At 43.4% G+C, this 21,142-nt stretch carries 13 protein-coding genes and 1 riboswitch; of the genes, 7 read left to right on the top strand and 6 right to left on the bottom strand.

Features of this window, described 5'->3' with window-relative positions:
- Positions 1-113 precede the first annotated feature (113 nt).
- From FNH22_RS17260 to FNH22_RS17245, 4 genes are all read right to left on the bottom strand, one after another.
- Positions 114-4,742, bottom strand: coding sequence for a glycoside hydrolase family 19 protein (locus FNH22_RS17260; RefSeq protein ID WP_143399677.1), 4,629 nt, complete (start codon positions 4,740-4,742; stop codon positions 114-116).
- Between the two features lie 107 nt (positions 4,743-4,849).
- Positions 4,850-9,019 (bottom strand): glycosyl hydrolase family 18 protein, encoded by a 4,170-nt coding sequence (locus FNH22_RS17255; RefSeq protein ID WP_143399676.1) that lies wholly within the window; start codon positions 9,017-9,019, stop codon positions 4,850-4,852.
- Positions 9,020-9,258: 239 nt separating this feature from the next.
- The gene (locus tag FNH22_RS17250) at positions 9,259-9,966 is read right to left on the bottom strand and encodes a LytTR family DNA-binding domain-containing protein (protein ID WP_143399675.1); all 708 of its coding nucleotides are present in this window, start codon (positions 9,964-9,966) and stop codon (positions 9,259-9,261) included.
- A gap of 729 nt (positions 9,967-10,695) precedes the next feature.
- Positions 10,696-11,646, bottom strand: coding sequence for a DUF6268 family outer membrane beta-barrel protein (locus tag FNH22_RS17245; RefSeq protein ID WP_185154269.1), 951 nt, complete (start codon positions 11,644-11,646; stop codon positions 10,696-10,698).
- A 506-nt stretch (positions 11,647-12,152) separates the two neighbouring features.
- Positions 12,153-12,273, top strand: a riboswitch (SAM riboswitch).
- A 236-nt stretch (positions 12,274-12,509) separates the two neighbouring features.
- Between FNH22_RS17245 and FNH22_RS17240 the strand changes: the two genes are divergently transcribed.
- From FNH22_RS17240 to FNH22_RS17210, 7 genes are all read left to right on the top strand, one after another.
- Positions 12,510-12,854, top strand: coding sequence for a ferredoxin (locus tag FNH22_RS17240; protein WP_143399673.1), 345 nt, complete (start codon positions 12,510-12,512; stop codon positions 12,852-12,854).
- 5 nt (positions 12,855-12,859) lie between these two features.
- Positions 12,860-14,098 carry a PLP-dependent aspartate aminotransferase family protein gene (locus tag FNH22_RS17235; RefSeq protein ID WP_143399672.1) on the top strand — a complete coding sequence of 413 codons (1,239 nt, stop codon included), beginning with the start codon at positions 12,860-12,862 and terminating at the stop codon, positions 14,096-14,098.
- Positions 14,099-14,289: 191 nt separating this feature from the next.
- Complete coding sequence (locus FNH22_RS17230; RefSeq protein ID WP_143399671.1) at positions 14,290-16,449, top strand: HEPN domain-containing protein; 2,160 nt, start codon at positions 14,290-14,292, stop codon at positions 16,447-16,449.
- Positions 16,450-17,211, top strand: coding sequence for a uroporphyrinogen-III C-methyltransferase (cobA, locus tag FNH22_RS17225; protein ID WP_370513187.1), 762 nt, complete (start codon positions 16,450-16,452; stop codon positions 17,209-17,211).
- A complete protein-coding gene (locus FNH22_RS17220) occupies positions 17,201-17,794 on the top strand; it encodes a bifunctional precorrin-2 dehydrogenase/sirohydrochlorin ferrochelatase (RefSeq protein ID WP_143399670.1) in 594 nt (197 codons plus the stop codon). Before cobA ends, FNH22_RS17220 begins: the two co-directional genes overlap by 11 nt.
- Complete coding sequence (locus FNH22_RS17215) at positions 17,791-18,447, top strand: phosphoadenylyl-sulfate reductase (RefSeq protein ID WP_143399669.1); 657 nt, start codon at positions 17,791-17,793, stop codon at positions 18,445-18,447. Before FNH22_RS17220 ends, FNH22_RS17215 begins: the two co-directional genes overlap by 4 nt.
- Before the next feature lie 294 nt (positions 18,448-18,741).
- Positions 18,742-19,200 carry a hypothetical protein gene (locus tag FNH22_RS17210; RefSeq protein ID WP_143399668.1) on the top strand — a complete coding sequence of 153 codons (459 nt, stop codon included), beginning with the start codon at positions 18,742-18,744 and terminating at the stop codon, positions 19,198-19,200.
- 62 nt (positions 19,201-19,262) lie between these two features.
- Here the strand turns inward: FNH22_RS17210 and FNH22_RS17205 are convergent, their stop codons facing one another.
- A complete protein-coding gene (locus tag FNH22_RS17205) occupies positions 19,263-20,678 on the bottom strand; it encodes an NAD(P)/FAD-dependent oxidoreductase (RefSeq protein ID WP_143399667.1) in 1,416 nt (471 codons plus the stop codon).
- Complete coding sequence (locus FNH22_RS17200) at positions 20,675-21,052, bottom strand: hypothetical protein (protein ID WP_143399666.1); 378 nt, start codon at positions 21,050-21,052, stop codon at positions 20,675-20,677. Before FNH22_RS17200 ends, FNH22_RS17205 begins: the two co-directional genes overlap by 4 nt.
- Between the last annotated feature and the right edge of the window lie 90 nt (positions 21,053-21,142).

The following is a 21,142-nucleotide window of genomic DNA, read 5'->3' as shown; positions in this document are numbered from 1 at the left end:
ACGTGTTGATAAATGAAAACTACCGGTTTGGCCCTTCTGTAAGTGCCTGTATCCAAAAATCACCACACTTACAGTCAATGACTTAGCAACTCTTCATCCTCACTTAATAAGCCTCATCTTTTGATAAGCTTAAGTACTTTCAAGTGTTTGTCTAGTGTAATATGGTAATAATATACACCCGCAGGATAATTTTGGGTATCCGCGGAAAGTGTATAACTGCCCTTTTCGAAGACCTGATCTTCCGCCACCGATTTCATTTTCTCTCCTGAAGTATTGAAGATCATGATGCTGATCTTTGCTTCACGATCCAGTTTTAAGGAGAAGAAAACCTCATCACGAAAAGGGTTCGGATAAGAGGTCATCTGCACCACTCCCCCGGAAAAGGATATACCTGCACTTTCTTCCGGCATTTTCCTTGCATTGGAGGCAGGTTCAGGTTCTAAACCATAAAAAGGCCCCATACCCGAACAACCACATTCTGAGCAGTCGTTTGTACCATCCAGGTCCGTAGTAACTCCCAAAATACCGGAAAAACGCTCATAATGCCCGATCCTATGGACCACCTTAGCGATCTCCGTGCCCTTACCACATTCCAATCCTCCGTTAATGATATTCACGGTCATGCCAAATCCCGGCAACCTGTTTCGCTGTTGATCATAGGTCGAGGGAGTCCAGCTACCGACCATTACATCATGTGCGGAAGGTTTTGGGAATTGAGGGGTCATCCAGAACCATATGGCCGTCTGGAAAGCCAGTGCAGCATCCTGAACTACTAATTCAGGTTGGTTGAGCAGCACATTTTTGTCTCCAAACAAAAACTCACTTACCTGTCCGTAATTATAATTCCAGCTCAATTGTATCGGGCCTCTGCCGTGGTAAGATTTACCCGGAGCGGCCGGATAGTTGGCATTATTTTCATCTCGATAAGCCAACGGGGCGCCAGGTTGACCATAACCCACTTCTTCCCGAAAATGAAGCCCCCAGGCATATCTTCCACCCGGAGCGGTATCCCAGCCTCCGGTAGTTTCCTGTGCAATGTTGGCCAGGAAAGCTGACAACTCACGCTTTTTTGTGATCTCATCACCCTCGGTGGCAAACTTTTCATAATCGACCACTTGAGTAACAATAGGTTTGGATAGGTTCCAGTCTGCATCAAAGTCCTGGTCCACACGAATAATCTGAGATTGATGGGTAGTTTTATCTTTCCGGGTCAGACGATAAAGGTTTGTTTCTGAGCGTCTTTCAAAAACCACTTCAATGTTCTTCATCCGCTCTATCGCTTCCAAAAAAGCCTGGTAGGTGAAAAAATCTTTGGCAGGATCCAGCTCGTAATTTACCAGATCGGTACCATATCGGTAGGGGAAAAAACTATCATATTCCTGCGGTGAGACTAAAAAATCTCCTGCCGGCAAAGGTTCCTTAATAGTAATTTCAAAGGTAAACAAGGAAACTCCTTCTTGATTATCATAAGCCTGCCCGGTATAAGTATATGTGCCATAGTCTGAAAAAGACCAGTTTGACTCATAGACATCCCCTCCTTTTGGTAACAAGGGCAAGTTACCTCCTGTAATGTTAACAGTAACACTTGAAATGCTACCATCCGGATCTTTTGCCCTCACACGAAAGGGTGCTGTTACAGGCAGTGAATCTGCATAAATGATAGCAGTAGTGAGTGAAGTTACTTCCGGAAGCATGTTACCACCGGTGCATTCTCCCAGTTCTTCCCATGCCATCGGCCAGGCCCAGCCTTTACCAGGCTCATATGGTCCGCCTATCGTACACCACCCTCCTACTTTACAGCGGTATTTTTTGCCATCGTTTTGAACCTCATCACCATTGCCATAAGCAGACCCGTTGACATAAGGCGAAGCGGAACATTCAGCATCCAGTCGATTACTGACTGCCAGACCGGCCGTACTACATGTCCCTAAATCTTCCCAGGCGTCTCCTGATGCCCAACCTATACCCGGTTCATAAGGCCCACCTATGGCACACCAACCTCCTACTTTACAACGGTATTTATTTCCATTATGCTGAATCATATCACCGCTATCATAGGTATTACCATCCACATACTGAGCTACATTACAATCGCTGTTACTATTGCTTACTGTAACAATTATTGTATTGGAATCGGAATTCTTTCCGCTGTTATCATACGCCCTGGCATACCATTGGTAACTGCCTTCAGAAACATTATTCCAGCTGAAGGTATAAGGCGCTGAAAAGTCATCAAACACCTTCGTGCCATCCCGATAGAACTCCACTTTGGTGATCGGACCCTCCTGGTCCGAAGCAATAGCCGTGACGGTAATATCATCGCCCTCCATATAAGTTGTTCCGGGCTGAGGAGAAGTAATAGCCACTGTAGGAGGCCCGTCTGCCTGACTCTCTTCCATGGTATTAAGTCTTTCAAGATTGTTATTGCGTATCGCTTCCACCCTACCGGAAACCTCCGAAAGTGAAAGCGCTACATTTTTGGCATGATACACCCAGTCCACTTTCATCGTTGTTGTTCTTTGCTGTCCGGATGGATTCAACCCGTCCTGATCATTAAAAAATATCCAATTGGCAAAAGCAATCTGCATGTTCATACGGGGATAAACACTATTGCCTCTATCCGAAACAGTATGGGTAGCCATTAACCGGCCGTCTATAAAATAACGTACATTTTGACCATCTGATGCCTGGATCACGAGATCATGCCACCCCTGAAAGTCATTGTATTCCTGGGTATTGGCATTATCACTAACTTCTCCGGCCCGTGCCCAGGAAGTAGTATGCATGGTCTTCTTACTCCGATCACCCCACACGTTGTAAGGCAGGTATTCAAAATCAAGTTCTGAATAATTTGGATTGCCAGGGGACCAGTTAATGGTATAAAAAGTTTCCACATTCCCATCCATAGAGCTGGCCGGAGAACTATCAAAATATACACGTGCAGCATAGGTGCCTTCAAAGAATATCTTTTGAGATTCTATCCGGGCATTTTGGATGCTGGAAGCAGTTCCCGCCGCCTTATTGATCACATGCATCACCTTGTTACCAGGTAACTGCGGGTCGCTAACAAACTGAACCTGTTCTTTTTTGTATAGTGAACCTTCGGTAGGACCGCTTACACCATCTACTATATTCCACCCAAAACCCAGCATCTCAGGGTCAGCATAACCCGTGTAGGTAAAATCATCAAAAAACTCATGTTTGATATCAATACCCGGACCGCTATCAAGCCTAAAGGTCATCGAGTTCAGGTTGAAATTATCACTTTCCATCACAACACGAATCACCTGCACTCCTGCATTTAATGAAACTGCTGTTGAAACAGTCTGCCAGTTTTGCCAACCACCGGTATTAGGAACGGAGACAGAATTACTAACGATTTGTCCTTCTACTTCAAAGTGAAAGCTCTTTCCAGGAGCCTCAGCCGCTACCCTTGCTTCCATCATGTAGGTTCCGGAAGTGGCCACGTCTACCGTATATTCCAACCACTCTCCATTTACTATCCACCCCACATTGTATCCACCTCCGGTATCTGTACATACTTCTATGTCTACCGGATCATCACGATAGGCATTACCTTCATTAACGTTAGTTAGGTCGTTGAACGCGATGCCCTGGCCTCCTGCATCATAGTTTTCCGCTTCCAGACTACCCGGTACAGACCATGGCGTTCCTCCATAGGGTGATTGGATAGGGTTGGGATCACCCCCTGGAAAATTGTCCGCCGGAAACCTTATTTTTTCCCGTATCCAGGTTCCGGCCGGCTTAAGACGCCCCACAGTCCAGGGTCCATTTGAACAGGTACCGGACTCCCATACTGCCCCGGACCTGAAATCATCTGAAAAATTCCAATTCGTCCAACTGATCTTTTTACGCTGCATCAGATCGATGTAACGTTGAGTCATGACAAAGTCATTTGGCCCATCACCAGTATATTCCTGTGAGCCGAACTCGGTCACAAAAACAGGTAAGACATCAGACGCCCGGTCCAATGTATTCAAATAAGTATCCCGGTGACTCTTGGCATAGAAATGAAAAGTATACATGATGTTATCAAAGCGAAGAGGATTGTCAATAACATCCTGGAGGCTACCCTGACCAGAGACTCCGAAAGTAGCCCATCCATGAGTACCTACCAGAATGACCGCATCATTATCAATTCCTTTAATGACAGGAATGATCTGGTCTGCATAGGTTTTTATACGATTCCACGTCACTGAGGATCCATTGGGCTCATTGCAAATATCGTAGATGATGTTGTTCTTGTTTTTGTGCTGTGTGGCAATATCTGTAAAGAACTTCCTGGCATTCTCCAGATTGTCATTAGGGTCTCCGGGGTTAAGTTGATGCCAATCGACCAAAGCGTACATTCCACGCTCAGTAGCCTCATTGATCAAACGACTGACCTGGTTGGTAAAGCCTACAGGATCCGTCTCATAACCACCTTCCTGTACATAAAGCGAGATACGCAAGATATCTGCTTCCCAGTCATAAGCCAGGGCATCTAATGAGGCCTCGGTAAGACAGTCATCCCATCCATACCATTGAATACCATGAGTGCTCATGCCTCTCAATTGAATAGGGTTATTATATTGATTACAAAGTTTTGTACCGCATACTTTCAATTGCCCGTTTTGCTCTACCGGTGTGTTTTGGGCCATTGCCATAGAAAAGACAAAAGGAAGGACCAGCAAGAACTGTATCAAGTTCCCCGGATCAGGTAAAGTTTTCTTGATCTTCATAGTGCTATTGTTAGCGTAGAAATTATCAGAACCGTTTTGAGTTGTTTTATAAGAAACAGGTTCTCCCGGTCTCATTGAAACGGGGAGAACCTGTTAAAACAGAGGAGTTATTCTTTAAATAGCTTTAAATTCTGCACTTTATCTCCATGCAACAAACGATAAAAGTAGAGTCCTGAAGGCAAATTCCCAGCATCCCATTTGATCGTATGAACTCCCGGGTCTAGCTTTTTACTATTCAGTATCACATCTATTTCACGCCCTGATCTATCCATCATAATCAGGGAAACCGGCTTGGTTTCATCCAGGGCAAAAGTGATGTTCAGTTCATTCGTAAATGGGTTAGGGTATACTACAGGGTCGGCTAAACTGTTTTCCATCACACTTTCCTTGGAGGTGGATGCAGACCGCGCCTGAGGGTCAGCGTTACAAGGACCTATCAGTGTCCACGCATCTTCCCAGTATGCACCTTCTCCTGGTCCATAAGCCCAGGAAGCGCCATTACACCATCCGCTATTAGGAAAGGGTCTACATTCATACAGGTTACCATTGTTTTGTACCCTGCTACCTTCCTGGTAACCTCCATTTTCCACATATTGGTTGGCATCACAACTTCCTCCACCGGATTGATTTACAGTCATACTGACTGCAGATGAAGTTCCTGTGAGATTATCATTATCTATAGCCTTCGCTGTAATAGAATAGCTTCCTAAGGCTGCATTCGCCCAGGTATAGCTGTAAGGTTGACTTAAGTCTTCTCCTAATTTAACAGCGCCGGCATAGAATTCGACTTTGGTGACATTACCGTCACTGTCAGATGCGGTGGCATTGATCACAATGTTATCTCCTACCGTAAAAATGCTTCCGTTGGATGGAGAAGTAACTGAAACTGTGGGAGCATTGTTATTTCCATTTCCGCCGCAAGGATCACCTGCTACCTGGTTTATTGCAGTAAGTAGTGATGTCTGAGGGCTACCGGAATCCTGTGACAGCTCCCAGATCATAATTCCCCCGGCACTCTGCAATGCCAATTCAGTTTTTGACTTGATCGTCGGAATGCCGTTATAGCTGAATCCATTAAACTGATCCGAATTAGCGCTGGCACCTTGTGCCAGAAGGTCTCTGTATGTGACAAACTGACCGCCATTCCTTCCATAAAAAGGTACACCTATGATGGCCTTCGACCGTGGCAAACCTCTTCCCACCCAATAGTTTAAGGACTGCACCGAATAGCTATACGGTGAGTGTGGATTACCACCATCATATGCCATTAAGTTCAGAAAATCCACATCATCAAAGACTCCGGTCAAAACACCATCTGCGGTCCATCCGGAGGCAACTACCGCCGCAGTGAGCAACTTACCCCGACTATGCAGCGCTTGTCCAAGTTCCTGCATTAATAATTCAAAGTTCTGAGGTTCGCTGCCTTCCCTGGGGTATTCCCAGTCCATATCCACACCATCAAGGTTATACTGTCCAATAAGATTGATCAGGTTATTTACGAAAGCAGTTCTGGTAGCTGAAGAAGATGCCAGCTGAGTAAAACGACTGTCGTTACCTCCTCCATCACCAATATCCCAACCTCCTACAGCGATCAGGACTTTTACTCCCTGCTGATGGGCCAGAGAAACGATCTGCTGAAGCTTTCCTGCATTTGGAACAGGTTCTATTGTACCATTGCTTCTGGGTAATGCAAAAGCATAATTAATATGGGTAAGCTTCTTGTAATCAATAGAATTTGGACTGCCTGCCCAAGATGGCATGTATCCAACTACTTTGAAACCTGCATTACCGCAACCCCCATCACCATTGACGGTTATATTAACTGAAGAAGATGTGCCTGTAGCATTATCATCGTCTATGGCTTTCACTATCAGAGAGTGGCTACCTGATGACACATTATTCCACGTAAAACTGTAGGGCTGGCTTAAATCTTCACCAAGCTTGGTACCTCCATTGTAAAACTCTACTTTGGCAACGGACCCGTCACTATCTGAAGCACTGGCTTCAATAGTGACGCTACCTCCTTCCGTAAAAGTGGCCCCTGGCTGTGGAGAAGTAATAGAAACCTGGGGAGCGTTGTTATTTCCTCCGCCTTCGCATGGCCCGAGGTCTTCCCACTCTGAACTTTGAGCCGGGTTTTGGTTCGTCCACCATTTGGCTTTGTACTCACGGCCTTCATAAGACACCACAGACCCTCCGGAATATCCCTGACCGGATACCCAGGCAGGCGCACTACACGGACCGCTATTACCGCCATCACAAGGGCCAAGATCTTCCCATTCAGAACTTTGTGCCGGATTTTGGTTCGTCCACCATTTCGCTCTGTATTTACGCCCCTGGTAGGATACCACGGCCCCACCGGAATAGCCCTGACCTGATATCCAGGCCGGTTCAGTACAGGTACTACCGCTGCCGGTTATGGTTATATTAACCGCTAAAGAAGCACCTTCGGCATTATCATTATCAATTGCTTTGGCAATCAAAGAGTGGCTGCCAACCGAAGCATTGTTCCATGTGAAGCTATAAGGAGCGGTTTGATCCTCTCCCAGTTTTGTATTACCCTGGTAAAACTCAACCATGGATACAGATCCATCACTATCACTGGCAGTAGCCATGATAGTTACATTGGCTCCCACCGTAAATGTAGCTCCGGGTTGTGGTGAGGTGATAGAAACCACAGGAAGTTGATTGCTACTACCGCCTTCAGAGGCAAAAACTTCGTTGATCTTATTCACCAGTGGAGATTTTACATTAGACCACCTTTTCAATTTCACTCCAAAAGACTGGGCGGAACCACTCATTTCCAGGTCACCGAATACAGTCCAGATGATGGTCCCTGCGAGGCTATTATCGTTGATAAACTTAGATTTAATGCCCACGGATTCTTCGTCGTCATAGCTCAGGAAATAGTTTCCTTTGGTCATGTAAGGTACTTTCGCCTGATCGTCCCAGTGTTTTGTCCAACCACTTCCGGCACCGGTTTTTTGCTTAATAAAGAAGTGGTTGGGAGTGCCATCATATACCTCTCGTGGCCAATTGGTATAGTCAGCGCACGTTTGTACAGGCCCATCCGGCTGTATGGTTTCCGACCTTTTAACCGTAGGTGCATTGACGGTCGCATTACCGTCTGTTATAACTCCTCGTCCATAAAACGGAATGCCAAAATTTATCTTATTCAATGGTACATTAAGTGCTTTCAGTGCGTTGAGCGTAGACTGCCAGTTAAAATCAGGAGCTTCAGCACCATCGTACGGATACACTGGTGAATTATGGCCTGCTTTATTTGACCATCCACCATTATAGTCATAACTCATGACATTGAAGAAATTGAAAGTATTGGATATCTGAGACCAGTTGTACCCAGTGAGTTTTTGTGGGTCCGCTGCCATAACTGTGGTAAGCAGCTTTCCCGGGCCTATCGCATCTCTGACTTCCTGTGCCAATATGGCAAAATTGGCAAAATCGGATTCACTCCCGGTAAAATTCATACCCGGAAATGGCCCTGGGTATTCCCAGTCAAAGTCGATCCCGTCAAACCCCATCTCGATCAAGGTCTTGCAATCTTCTACAAACCTTGCTCTTTTAACAGGATCTGCCGCCATTTCCGGAAAGTGCTTACACATGCTCCATCCACCAATGGAAGCCATAACTTTCACGCCATTTTGATGAGCTAATTCCAATAAACCCGGTGCACCGCCCTCCTTAGGAAGTGGTATCGGAACAAGTGAAACGCTCTGATTGCTGATCCTCCATTTCGGATGCCCCCAGGTATTGCCATTCACCACAAAACCAAATGCTTCTGCTCGTTGTTTGGCAGCATCATTTATCCAAGTAATACGTTCTATCTCTCCAAAAAGAATATCAAAATCCCAGCTGCTATAGTTATCGCTAAAAAGCAGTTCGGCCGGAGCTTGAGTAGCCCCCGGTTGATAGATGTTCTTGTTTCTATGATCCCCGCTGTGCAAAGAACCGTCAACAGCTACTCCAAAAAATGAAAAATTCAGAATGGTATACTTCGAGTAATCAATATTCAGGTGATTCAATGCCCCTTTCGCTGGTACTCCTGCATTGGTGGCTTTCCAGGCATCCCAGTTTGTAATATAACCTATGACCTGTTTATTGTGATCATTGGTATTACCCGATCCACCTGTATTGACTTGTGCTGTAACACTAAAAGACAAAAGACAGGTCAAACATGAAAGTAACCAATACCTCCATTTAACAACACAGAGTTTTTCTCTCCATGCCTCCGCAATAGTTGATAATTTTAATTCCATACGTTGATTGTTTATGGGTTAAGAATTTTCCATAAAGCCAACAAACAGACAGGAACAAAGCCGGAGACCAATTTAGGAGGTATACACACCAGAGTATAATTTTTTAGCTCACTCGCACAAGAGTGTAGCTAACTAGGGGAAAAAGTAAGTTATAGGCGAATATTTACCGGGAGATCAACACCAGGCAAAGGACAAAGGGGGGAGAAGCAGGTGATGAAAGTAACCAACAAGATAGTAGGCTAATCCAGGCTTTTCTTAAGAATGATCTTTTTTACTCCGGTTTGAAAATTGCGACCTATAGGAAGTTGCTGACAACCTACTTTGACAGAGTTTCCCTCCAGCATAGTGATTTTGTCTATGGCTACAGTATAGGAACGATGTATCCTTAAAAATCTATTTTCGGGCAAAACCTTACCTATTCCTATCAGGCTTTGGTGGGTGATATAGTTATCATCTCCGGTAACGATCTTAATATAATCCTTAAGGCTCTCAATATATAATATATCAGAAAGCTCAACACGGATCATTCGTTTGTCTACTTTTATGAACATGTAATCCTCTCCTTCCGCGCCCTCTTTGGCACGCTCAGGGTAAAACTGGTGATTGATCTTATCAATTGTCTTGAGAAACCGGTTAAAAGAAATAGGCTTCATCAGATAGTCCAATACATTGAGTTCAAAGCTTTCAACAGCATATTCCCTGTAGGCAGTAGTGATAACACATGAAGGCGGTGAACGAAGGCTTTTGAGAAATTCCAAACCACTGATCATAGGTAGGTTAATATCTAAAAAGATAAGATCTATGCATTCATTTTTAAGGATATCAAACGCTTCCACAGGGTCTCCACTTATAGCTACCAGATCAAAGTCATCAAACTTTTCCAGGTAGTTTTGAATGACACGGATGGCCATAGGCTCATCGTCAACTATCAGTGTTTTTATCTTCATAAAGCAGGAGGTTAAGGTTCATCGAATAGTCATTCAATGGTTCATTTATCGTATCAAAGTCAGTTGACGGACGGCGATCCTATTTGACGCCAGTAGTAGTAATTATCTGTTCTCATTCTACACATTGTCGTTCCCGTTCTCAATAAAAAAGACCTACGGATTTATGAATTCCAAGATAACCCAGCGACACCAATTAATACCTCTTGAGATATTTGAATTTTACCATTTTTCAGATTCATGTCATGTTTTGAGGCTTTTTGAATAAAGGATGACCGTGGCTCTTGCAAAAACACCTCTATTTCGATTTTTACCATTACGTATTCCATCTATATCATGCCTTCTCTCTTCCGATACCTACATTACTCTTAATAAATAGTATTTGTCACAGGTCAGTATCTTGTCCTTATCCATCGTCATTCGATTAAATGGCTTATAAGACCATTAACCCTAAACCGTAATCTATGATGTGTAGAATTTTCGAAAACTTAATGATATTGTTCATTCAATGCATTAGACAAAATATGGCGTTGGACCCATGGACACAAAAAGGAAAGCCGACTCTTCTCCCCCTTCCAAATACCCTCTTGTAACTTTGACCTGATCAATCAATGAGCTTTTTCCTCTTATAAATTCCAGGTATCGATAAGTAGTAACCCTTTCCCAGGTCAGCAATGCTCCGGTGAAAATGTGACAAACATTAGCGAAGGTAAAATAATCGAACGCTATAAATTAACCACTTCCTTTTGCACGATTGTACAGCTTAGTGGGAGGTACAATAAAAATGGAAAAATTATAGTATTGAATGGATTGGGCATCCACTTCTACCAGACTATCTCGCCGGTTTTTCCTGGGTTCAGAAAGAAATATATTGATAGGAACCCGATATCCTGCAGTAACACCGAACCATAGCCAATCATATATTTCATGTTCAACCCTTAGATTGAACCTTACGGATGATCGTCGGAATTCCAACTGATCAAAGCCGTTAAGTACATCTCCCTGAATATGATAGCTAGCTCCTTTTAATTCGGTAATAGCATAAAAATGCATTGAATTAGACGGCGAGTACCGAAGTTGTGCACTTTTGGGAAGCAACAACTGCAACCCCCAATGCAAACTGAAATCATGGTTGTAAATAAAAAGAGGAAAAACAGATGGTTGCCCCAGGTCATAACCAAAGGACACTCCATATCCTATCTGCTTGTTAGGGTTAGCCTGTTTACCATATATAAAAGATACGGAGGCCTTCAATTGATCTTCAAAATTGTTAAACTGGGGAACATCACTATTCAAAGAGTTATTCAAATAGGCAAAAACAAATCGTTTGTTTTTGAGTGTCTTTTTGAGATAGAAATTGGTACTGATTCTTTTTAATGGTTTATCCTCAAAACGCTGAAAAAGTGGGTAATCGGGTTCAGAGGCCATATCAAATTTAAACTGTTCATGGCGATAATCTACTCCTCCGATCACGTTCAATCCTTCCTTCAGAATAATTGGAAATTTGACTTTAACTTGCCGAACCAGGTTTTCTCTTACACGTGCACTGGCATTGCCAGCCAGATCCGATAAAGCATTTACATTAAACTTCCCGAGCGATTCCACTTCAAATACAATGAACTTCGGACGGGGCTTATACCGATCAGCGGCAGCTTTAATGGGTGAAGTACTTTTGATACTCAACTTTTCATCTGCTTGCGCCCGCAAATCTCCAAAGCAAACGCTTAACACGCTACAAATCATGCTGATAAAAAACCTCGATCGAGATGTGAAAAGAATATTCAACACAAAATAAGTCAACTATTTAACCCTCAATACTAGTCAAAAACACTGTGTTACAGTGTCTTGTTTAAGATAAATACATCTAAGTAGATTCTTCAATACTTGAGGAGCCTCTTGCAGCGGTATTCAAGATACACGTAACTGATGAATGAAAATCACTCAGTGAGTTCAAAAATGTTATTCTATGTTACTTCTCATAGTGCCGAACGATCCGACTGTAGTGTACTTCACCTAGACTGATCCTTCATTAAACTGCTTGAAAAACCACTCTCATTTAAATAAAATAATGTCGTAAAGTCGACCGAAAACGTTTTCCGTCATTTTTTTCAAACCCAATAGTTGCATAATCCGTAAATTATTTCAACTATTGTAGTATCAATTGCTGTTAAAAAAATTTTCGAGCATTTGATTTATAAAGAAGCGCGGAGAGATCAGGCTCTAAGATGCGCTAGCAACCTGTCAAGTTTTATTACGAAAAGGTGCTAATTCCTGGTCCATTCCGATGGAAATCGGAGGAACATATAAATTAGAATGCTATGAATCATTTTACAAACATCTCTAAACAGCACTTCAAGCACCACAGCTTGTACCGTTTAAAAAACAATAATATCAGCACTTATTGCCCTTCAGCATTAGTCTGCTGTTGTTGCTGTTGTTGTTAATTTCTTTCATTAAGGTCTTTCTTGGATAGAAACCTTACTACAGATGATTGAAAAGACATCTGTGTCAATCACTATTTTACACCACATTTAATTTTATTTACCATGGCAATAATGATCACTGAAGAATGTATAAACTGTGCTGCATGCGAACCGGAGTGCCCTAATACCGCCATTTATGAAGGTGGGGCAGAGTGGACCTGGGGCGGAGGAACAGGTTTAGAGGAAGTGGAACTTGAAGATGGTACTGTGATCGCTCCAACCGAAGAACAACAACCTTATTCAGATGAATTTTACTACATCGTTTCAGGAAAATGTACGGAATGTATGGGCTTTCATGAAGAACCTCAATGTGCAGCCGTATGTCCGGTAGACTGCTGTGTCGCTGATCCTGATTATGAAGAGACAGAGGATGAATTATTAGCCAAGAAAGATTGGCTGCATATATAGATCTTATGAGCGAGAAAAAACACTTTGAAACCCAAGCCATTCGTACCCAGTCGGACAACCAACTGCAACGCGAACACGCGACTCCTATTTACATGACTTCCAGTTTCACCTTTGATGATGCAGAGCATGCCAGGGCTCTGTTTGCAGAAGAAGTGGAAGGCAATATCTACACACGGTATTCTAACCCTAACAGCAACGAATTCATAGAAAAGCTGGCACTGTTAGAAGGCACTGAAGATGGGGTTTCCACTGCTTCCGGCATGGCTGCAATGTTCAGTAGTATGGCCGCTTTGCTGGAAAATGGTGATCATGTGCTGGCATCTCGCTCTCTGTTCGGTTCTACACACCAGATACTTACGCAGATATTCCCAAAATGGGGTATCTCGCATACCTATGCAGATATTAACAGTCCTGAAACCTGGGAATCACTGATCCGGCCCAATACAAAAATGATCTTCGTAGAGACCCCATCAAACCCGGGGTTGGACCTGATCGACCTGGAATGGTTAGGGCAAATGGCTGAAAAACACGGTTTGATTCTTAATGTAGATAACTGCTTTGCCACACCATATTTACAGCAACCTGCCAAATACGGCGCCCATTTGATCTGTCATTCTGCCACCAAGTTTATAGATGGTCAGGGGCGAACGATCGGGGGTGCTATTGTAGGGCGTCGAGACCTGATCGAAAAAATACGTTTTTTCGTCCGGCACTCTGGCCCATCTATGTCTCCATTTAATGCATGGATACTTTCCAAGAGCCTGGAAACACTGCCGGTAAGGATGGAGAAACACTGTGAGAATGCTTTAAAGATTGCCGAATACCTGGAAGGACATGAGGAACTGGCAAGTGTAAAATATCCGTTTCTTAAATCCTATCCAAATTACACCCTGGCCCAAAAACAAATGCGGCATGGTGGCGGGCTGATTACTTTTGAAGTAAACGGAGGGTTGGAAAGAGGTGTGAAATTTCTGAACAACTTAAAGATGTTAACGCTCACAGCAAACCTGGGTGATACCAGGACAATCGCTACCCATCCGGCTTCTACCACTCATTCAAAACTTACGGAAGAAGAACGTCAAAATGTAGGAATAACCCCTGGTCTGATACGAATTTCCGTTGGACTGGAAAATGTAAATGACATATTAGAAGATATTGTAAATGCATTAAATGCGTCTAAAACTGACGGCAACATTAAAGTAGAAACTGTACAGCAAGAACCCGTTAATAGCATAAAGAAATGAAGATCAGGAAGCACAATATGACGATCATCTGTTGCGACTGCATTTGTTGTTGTCCGGAGGATTATTTTGTCCGCATTACCTGAGATGAATGTACCATTTACGTCAAAGGCCTCTGCGGATAACAATCTTCAGAGGCTTTTTTTAGCCCTGGCTGGACTTAACGAAGTAAAAAGAATTTAAAAAAAGAAGAAATGAGCATTACCATAAGTGAAAAAGTAAGTAAAGAAGCCCGAAAAGACATTCTTGAACTACAAAGTAAGATCAAAAATTTCAAGCAGGGTGAGATTCAGGAAGAGCGCTTCAAAGCTTTTCGGCTGGCACGAGGAGTATACGGACAACGGCAGCAGGGCGTGCAAATGTTCCGTATTAAATTACCTTTTGGAAAGATCACGGCCGAGCAGTTAGTACGCCTGGCTGACCTCTCGGAACAATACACCAATGGTAATTTACATCTTACCACCCGTCAAAATGTCCAGCTTCATTACATCAAACTTGACGATACACCTGAATTGTGGAGTAAGCTCGAAGAAGTAGGCATAACCACCAGAGAGGCATGTGGAAATACAGTAAGGAACATTACTGCTTCAGCCAAGGCCGGCATAGATCCGGAAGAACCTTTTGATGTAGCTCCATACGCACAGGCGGTGTTCGAATATTTTCTACGTTACCCTGTGAACCAGGAGATGGGAAGAAAGATTAAAATGGCTTTCTCTTCCAGTGAAAGAGACTCTGCCTTTGCCTTCCTCCATGATTTTGGATTTATACCCAGAGTAAAAGAAGAAAACGGACAGAAGATAAGAGGTTTTAAAGTATTGGTAGGAGGTGGCCTTGGCGCTCAGGCGTTACTCGCCCCAACAGCCTATGAATTTTTGCATGAAGATGAGATCATTCCCTTCATAGAAGCAGGGTTGAGGGTATTTGATCGCTATGGTGAGCGAGAAAAACGTTTCAAAGCACGGCTTAAATTCCTTATAGAAGAAAAGAAAGGATTGGGTATAGAAAAGTTTCTTGAGCTGGTCGATCAGGAACGTACAGCGCTTCCTTTCAAAACCTACCCGATCGACCGGACTTCAGTAAAAGAAGTACTCCCCTCTGATGATGTAACTATCCCGAACATAAAAATTTCCGATCCTGACGCATATGATTACTGGTTCAAAACCAATGTATTTGAACAAAAGCAGTCCGGTTTCTATGCCGTCAAGGCAAAAGTGGATCTCGGAAATATAGATGCAGAAAGGGCAAGAAAACTAGCCGATCTGGTAAAAAAATATGCCGCCGATGACATGCGTATCACCATCCAGCAGGGTATTATTATCAAATATGTTAGGGCAGCGTTATTACCAGCCATTTACCAAGGGCTTAATGAGCTGAACCTGGCCCAGGCAGGTGCTGAAACCATTGCTGACATTACTGCCTGCCCGGGCACCGACACCTGTAATCTGGGAGTTACCAATAGTACCGATATCAGTTTAATACTGGAAAAAATGATCCGAGAAGAATTCAAAGAACTGGTGTTGGAAAATGACATTGCTATTAAAATAAGCGGTTGTATGAATTCATGTGGTCAGCATATGGTGGCCAATATTGGATTTCATGGCAGCTCGATTAAGAATGGTGAATTAGTGATACCCGCCCAGCAAGTGGTAATAGGTGGAGGAGTAGATGCTGATGGCAAAGGCTTTATAGCTGACAAAGTGATCAAACTACCTAGCAAAAAGATCCCTGAAGCGCTGAGATCTATTCTCAAAGATTACGAAAACAATGCTGAAGAAGCCGAATACTTTAATGACTATTATCAGCGCCAGGGCAAGATGTACTTCTACTCCCTGCTTAAAAGGTTTGCCGATATAAAGGCCCTTGCCCCTGAAGATTATGTAGACTGGGGACATTCGGAACAATTTATTCCTGAAATAGGCGTCGGAGAATGTGCCGGTGTAACATTGGACGTGGTAGGCACTATCATCAACGATGCACAGGAGAAACTGGACTTGGCAGCGGAAGCATTAAAAACAGAAGAATGGGCCAGTGCCATCTACAATAGTTATAACACACTTATTGTCAGTGCCAAAGCGCTACTTCTAAGCGAAGACCAACATTGTAATACACATATCGGTATTATCCGTGACTTTGAGCAATACTTTGTTCAAAGTGGAAAGTTTGACTGGAAAGATACTTTTGAAGAAACAGTATTGTCCATTAATAAAAACGAGCCTGGTGGAGAGTTTGCGAACACCTACCATGAAACAGCCAGTACTTTCCTTTACAAGGTTAAGAAGTTCCGTCAGTTGCAATTAAATACAACGGACGAAGGACAAGATAAAGTAGTAGTTGATAATTATTATAAAGCGTAAATGATGAATGCAAGAGTAACCTTAGTAGGTGCAGGTCCCGGTGATCCTGACCTGGTCAGTATCAAGGGAGTAAAAGCACTGGCTTCCGCCGATGTCGTTCTTTACGACGCACTGGTGCATCCGGACCTTCTCAATTATGCTCCCGCCAAAGCCCGTAAAGTATACGTTGGAAAACGGGCCGGTCAACATAGTTATAAGCAGGAAGAGATCAATCAACTCATTGTTGATTTCGCCCTTAGCGAAGGACATGTAGTAAGGCTGAAAGGTGGTGATCCATTTGTTTTTGCTCGTGGGAAAGAAGAAGCGGAATACGCTGAAACATTCAATATACCCGTTGCATTTGTCCCCGGCATATCAAGTATTACACTTCCCGGATATTACGGTGTGCCGATCACTCGCCGTGGCGTTAACGAAAGTTTCTGGGTGGTAACCGCTACTACAAGTTCCGGTGAGATCTCCAACGATGTAAAGTTAGTAGCCCAGTCAACAGCTACAGGTATTTTTCTCATGGGATTAGGTAAGCTAAATGCCATTGTAAAAGCCTACATTGGCCAGGGAAAAACAGATATCCCTGCTGCCATTATCTCAAAGGGGTCCCTGGAAGATGGAAAAGTGATCTTTGGCCGGGTAAGTGAACTAACCGCTTTGAAACGACAGCACAACCCTCCCACTCCGGCATTGATCGTGATCGGTGAGGCGGTAGGCACCCATGAACATTTCTATGAATTAGTAAAAACGGTTGAACGAGATTATGCCAAATAGTAATAATTTATTCCCGGTATTCCTGAAGCTTGATCAACTCACCACGCTGGTGGTGGGAGGAGGTAATGTAGGTTTAGAAAAAGTAGAGGCCTTACTTAAAAATGATCCAGGCGCTATAATTAAACTGGTAGCACCGGAAATAAAAGATGAACTATGGGCCCTGGCTGAAAACAGGCCTGCTTTCGAGATCATCAAAAAAGCTTTTACTCCGGAAGACCTGGAAGGTGTGAATGTCACCATATTAGCTACGGATAGTAGGGAAACAAATGCATCTATCAGAGCAGTGGCCAAGCAGCAGAATATTCTGGTAAATGTGGCAGATACACCGGACTTATGTGATTTCTATCTAGGCTCTACAGTGAAAAAGGGTAATCTGAAAATTGGTATTTCTACCAATGGTCAGTCTCCCACCTTTGCCAAAAGATTTAGAGAAGTACTGGAAGATGTATTGCCCGAAGACACACAAGAGCTATTGAAAAACTTAAAACAGGTACGGGATTCTCTTAAAGGAGACTTTGGTTACAAGGTAAAAGAACTCAATAAAATAACCCGATCGCTGGTATCGAAAAACGAGGAAAAATGACATTTACAGAATCATTGAACAAAAGGTATAGTGGCCTGCGTCCTGAAGAACGTCTTCAACTACTCTTTGATAGTTTTCCGGAACGAGAAATCCTGATCACTTCATCTTTTGGAGCTTCTTCAGCAGTACTGCTTCATATGCTCAGTAAAGTAAAGCCGGATCATCCGGTTTATTTCGTAGACACGCAATATCATTTCCAGGAAACCATCGATTACAAAAACCAGCTCGTTAAGTTATTTCACCTGAATGTAGAAGACGTAAAAGCTAAAACCAACCATGCACGTTTTACCAATGAGAACAGCACCTGGAAGCTTAACACTGACTTATGCTGCTTCATCAATAAGGTACAGCCTGTAAATGAACTCAAGGAAAAGCACAGTATCTGGATATCCGGTTTGCTAAAATATCAAAACGCCAACCGCAGTAAAATGCAGGTCTTCGAAAGAAAAGCGGGCATCGTAAAATTCCACCCTATGCTAGATATGACGCGGGATGAAGTAGAATTGTATTCCTACATCAACGAACTCCCCTCACATCCGTTGATAGAAAAAGGATATGACTCCATTGGATGTACTCATTGTACAGTTAAAGGTCATGGACGGCAAGGAAGGTGGGCCAATACCAAAAAAGTGGAATGTGGGTTACATCTGTAAAGGCCAGCCCTCTATCCCATTTTAATGAATAGTTTTCATATTCACCCATTCACCTGCCATGGGATGATCAAAACACCTCTGGTCCGAAAACTATAGCAAGCAACATCTATCAGCAAAAAGTGACCACTGAACATCTTTTGTTCTTTAAGCTGACCTGCCTTCCATTAGTGTTTATATTGTATCGGGCATTACGGCTCTGCTCGGATTGCCCTGGTCCTTTGAGGTGTCCTCAAAACTGCCTGACTATTCCAACCTTGATTGACGCGGTCGTGTCCTAGAATAAAAGTAATTATCATGAAAAAAAGTACCCTCTACTTCCTGATCGTCGTTATTAATTTATTTTCTTGTATAAAAGAACAAACATTGAAAAATGAGAACACCCCTACTGAGCGTACCGCGCCATCGAAAGTTGAAAAATGGCAACTGATCACAATGACAGGAAGTATGGCCAATTCTGAAAGAACAGGAGATGATATGGCCTGGCAGGAGTACTACCTGCTACATCCGGACAACACCTTTATTAAGTCACGGGAAGAATCAGGTAATGAAAGTCAGGCAGGCGGCACCTATCAATTTGTCACCTTATCAGGAGACCGTTACCTGGAATTAAACTACAAAACTGATCACAGGTTAATTGGAAACTGTACGGGTGAAGCCAAAGAATACCTGATGATACAGTCGGAAAATAAAATGTCAGGCACCTGGAATATCTGTGACGGCCCCGGACTGGAATATAAAAAGGTAAAAGGATAGATATTGATCAGACTGTCATTGTAAAAAATATAAGATGGGCCTATTCAGATGTTTTACTAATCCTATATTCTTTTTAAGGCACTTTTTGCAGCATAGTAGCCGCACATCCCATGCACACCCCCTCCTGGCGGTGTAGATGCAGAACAAATGAAAATCTTTGGGTCAGGAGTAGAATATGGGTCAAAACGAGCTACTGGCCGGGTAAAGAGCTGTGTAAGGTCAGCCACGCCGCCAGTAATGGCCCCACCGACATAGTTTGGGTTATAGTTTGAAAAGGCCCTGCCACCGGTGGTATGCCTTTTCAGGATAATATCTTTAAAGCCAGGCGCAAACCGCTCTATTTGATTTTCAATAGCTTCTGTTCTGTCCACATCAGAGCCATTGGGAACATGGCAATAGGCATATCCGGTATGTTTACCTTCCGGGGCCCTGCCAGTGTCAAACTGACTCTGCTGGCACAGCAATACAAAAGGTTTTTCATGATGTCTTCCATACCAGGCATCACGTTCGCTGGAAGCAATTTCATCTATTGTTCCTCCGATGTGTACAGTGGACGCTTTTAAACAGTTAGGGTCTTTCCAGGGAATAGGGCCGTCTAATGCCCAGTCTACCTTAAATGCGCCAGGCCCAAAATGATATCTTTGCAATCTTTTTACATAACCATTAGGAAGTCTATCGCTGGCAATCCTCATTAGTTGTAGCGGATCAGTATCAAACAGATATGCCTTTGCTGGCGGCAGGTCTTTCATGGAGGTCACTCTTGTAGAAGTTATTATATCACCGCCCAGCTCGCGAAGGTAGGAGGTCAACGCATCAGCTATGTATTGTGATCCTCCTGCAGCTACCGGCCAATCAGTAACATGGCCTGTAAGAGTAAACATCATACCCAGTGCCGCACTTAAGGGTTTTTCAAGTGGTAAAATGCTATGAGCGGCGCAACCTGCAAAAAGCGCTTTAGCGCGAGTTTCTTTGAAAATACTATTGGCTAAACCAGTAGCTGAACGAATGGCCTTCATACCAAAACGGGCCATCAAAAACGGACTTTTAGGTATCGTTAACGGCGCCAGGGCATCTTCCAGTAAAGCTTCTGCCTTAGTCACAAAAGGGCGCAACAGGCGAACATAGCTCTCTGCATCATTTCCTAAGCCAAGTGCGGTTTCTTTCAATGATCTCGTCAAAAGTACTGCTGCCCCGTCATCTAATGGATGTGCCACTGAAGCCTCCGGAAATATCCATTTTAGACCGTATTGCTCCAAGGGAAGTTTTTTAAAATATGGGGAAAGGACACCCATAGGATGCACAGCCGAACAAAAATCATGATGAAACCCTGGCAGCGTAAGTTCAGCCGTTCGTAAGCCTCCTCCCGGAGTAGTGGCAGCCTCAAATACAGCTACTTTAGCGCCATTCCTGGCCAGTTCAATAGCTGCAGCCAACCCATTAGGTCCGGACCCTATTATTACAGCGTCCACGTCATTCATGTCCTTCGCTTCCTCATTTGCGGGTTCTCGTATAGATCGCTTTCATCTTCTTCAGGCCTGTTCATGCTACATTGAAAATCCTTTTCCACCAAAACACTCATTTCCTGACCATCAGCCAAAGATATTTGACCCGAAAACCCTACCTGGTCGGTGATAGCCCATTCTTTCATTACATGGCCAGGGACTACAATACGTATTTCACTATCTTTAAAACTGGCATTGAGTGATTCGTCATCTCCACCAGCTAATGTATAAATGAGTCGACCGGTTGGGAAGGATATTGTGTCGCTGGTCATTCCTTTGTGACTCACTTCATCTACTTCTGTTTTTGAAAGTCTTAATCGCAGTGTATTCCCTTTAATCCTTAGTTTCATATCCTGATCTATCTATATTCTTGTGGGCAGATTATTCTGTGCGGCTAAAACTAACAACACTTTTATGCTACAAAAAGATGTTCCAACTGA

It is taken from the genome of Fulvivirga sp. M361 (genome assembly GCF_007097395.1).
GTDB lineage: Bacteria > Bacteroidota > Bacteroidia > Cytophagales > Cyclobacteriaceae > Fulvivirga.
Note: the sequence above shows the minus strand (reverse complement) of the source record. Positions and strands in the feature narration are given on the sequence as shown.

Coding starts and splice junctions, on each gene's coding strand:
- FNH22_RS17205 (WP_143399667.1), bottom strand. CDS start 20,678: ATGAATGACGTGGACGCTGTAATAATAGGGTCCGGACCTAATGGGTTG.
- FNH22_RS17220 (WP_143399670.1), top strand. CDS start 17,201: ATGCCAAATAGTAATAATTTATTCCCGGTATTCCTGAAGCTTGATCAA.
- FNH22_RS17260 (WP_143399677.1), bottom strand. CDS start 4,742: ATGAAGATCAAGAAAACTTTACCTGATCCGGGGAACTTGATACAGTTC.
- FNH22_RS17250 (WP_143399675.1), bottom strand. CDS start 9,966: ATGAAGATAAAAACACTGATAGTTGACGATGAGCCTATGGCCATCCGT.
- FNH22_RS17255 (WP_143399676.1), bottom strand. CDS start 9,019: ATGGAATTAAAATTATCAACTATTGCGGAGGCATGGAGAGAAAAACTC.
- FNH22_RS17230 (WP_143399671.1), top strand. CDS start 14,290: ATGAGCATTACCATAAGTGAAAAAGTAAGTAAAGAAGCCCGAAAAGAC.
- FNH22_RS17210 (WP_143399668.1), top strand. CDS start 18,742: ATGAAAAAAAGTACCCTCTACTTCCTGATCGTCGTTATTAATTTATTT.
- FNH22_RS17240 (WP_143399673.1), top strand. CDS start 12,510: ATGGCAATAATGATCACTGAAGAATGTATAAACTGTGCTGCATGCGAA.
- FNH22_RS17215 (WP_143399669.1), top strand. CDS start 17,791: ATGACATTTACAGAATCATTGAACAAAAGGTATAGTGGCCTGCGTCCT.
- cobA (WP_370513187.1), top strand. CDS start 16,450: ATGATGAATGCAAGAGTAACCTTAGTAGGTGCAGGTCCCGGTGATCCT.
- FNH22_RS17235 (WP_143399672.1), top strand. CDS start 12,860: ATGAGCGAGAAAAAACACTTTGAAACCCAAGCCATTCGTACCCAGTCG.
- FNH22_RS17200 (WP_143399666.1), bottom strand. CDS start 21,052: ATGAAACTAAGGATTAAAGGGAATACACTGCGATTAAGACTTTCAAAA.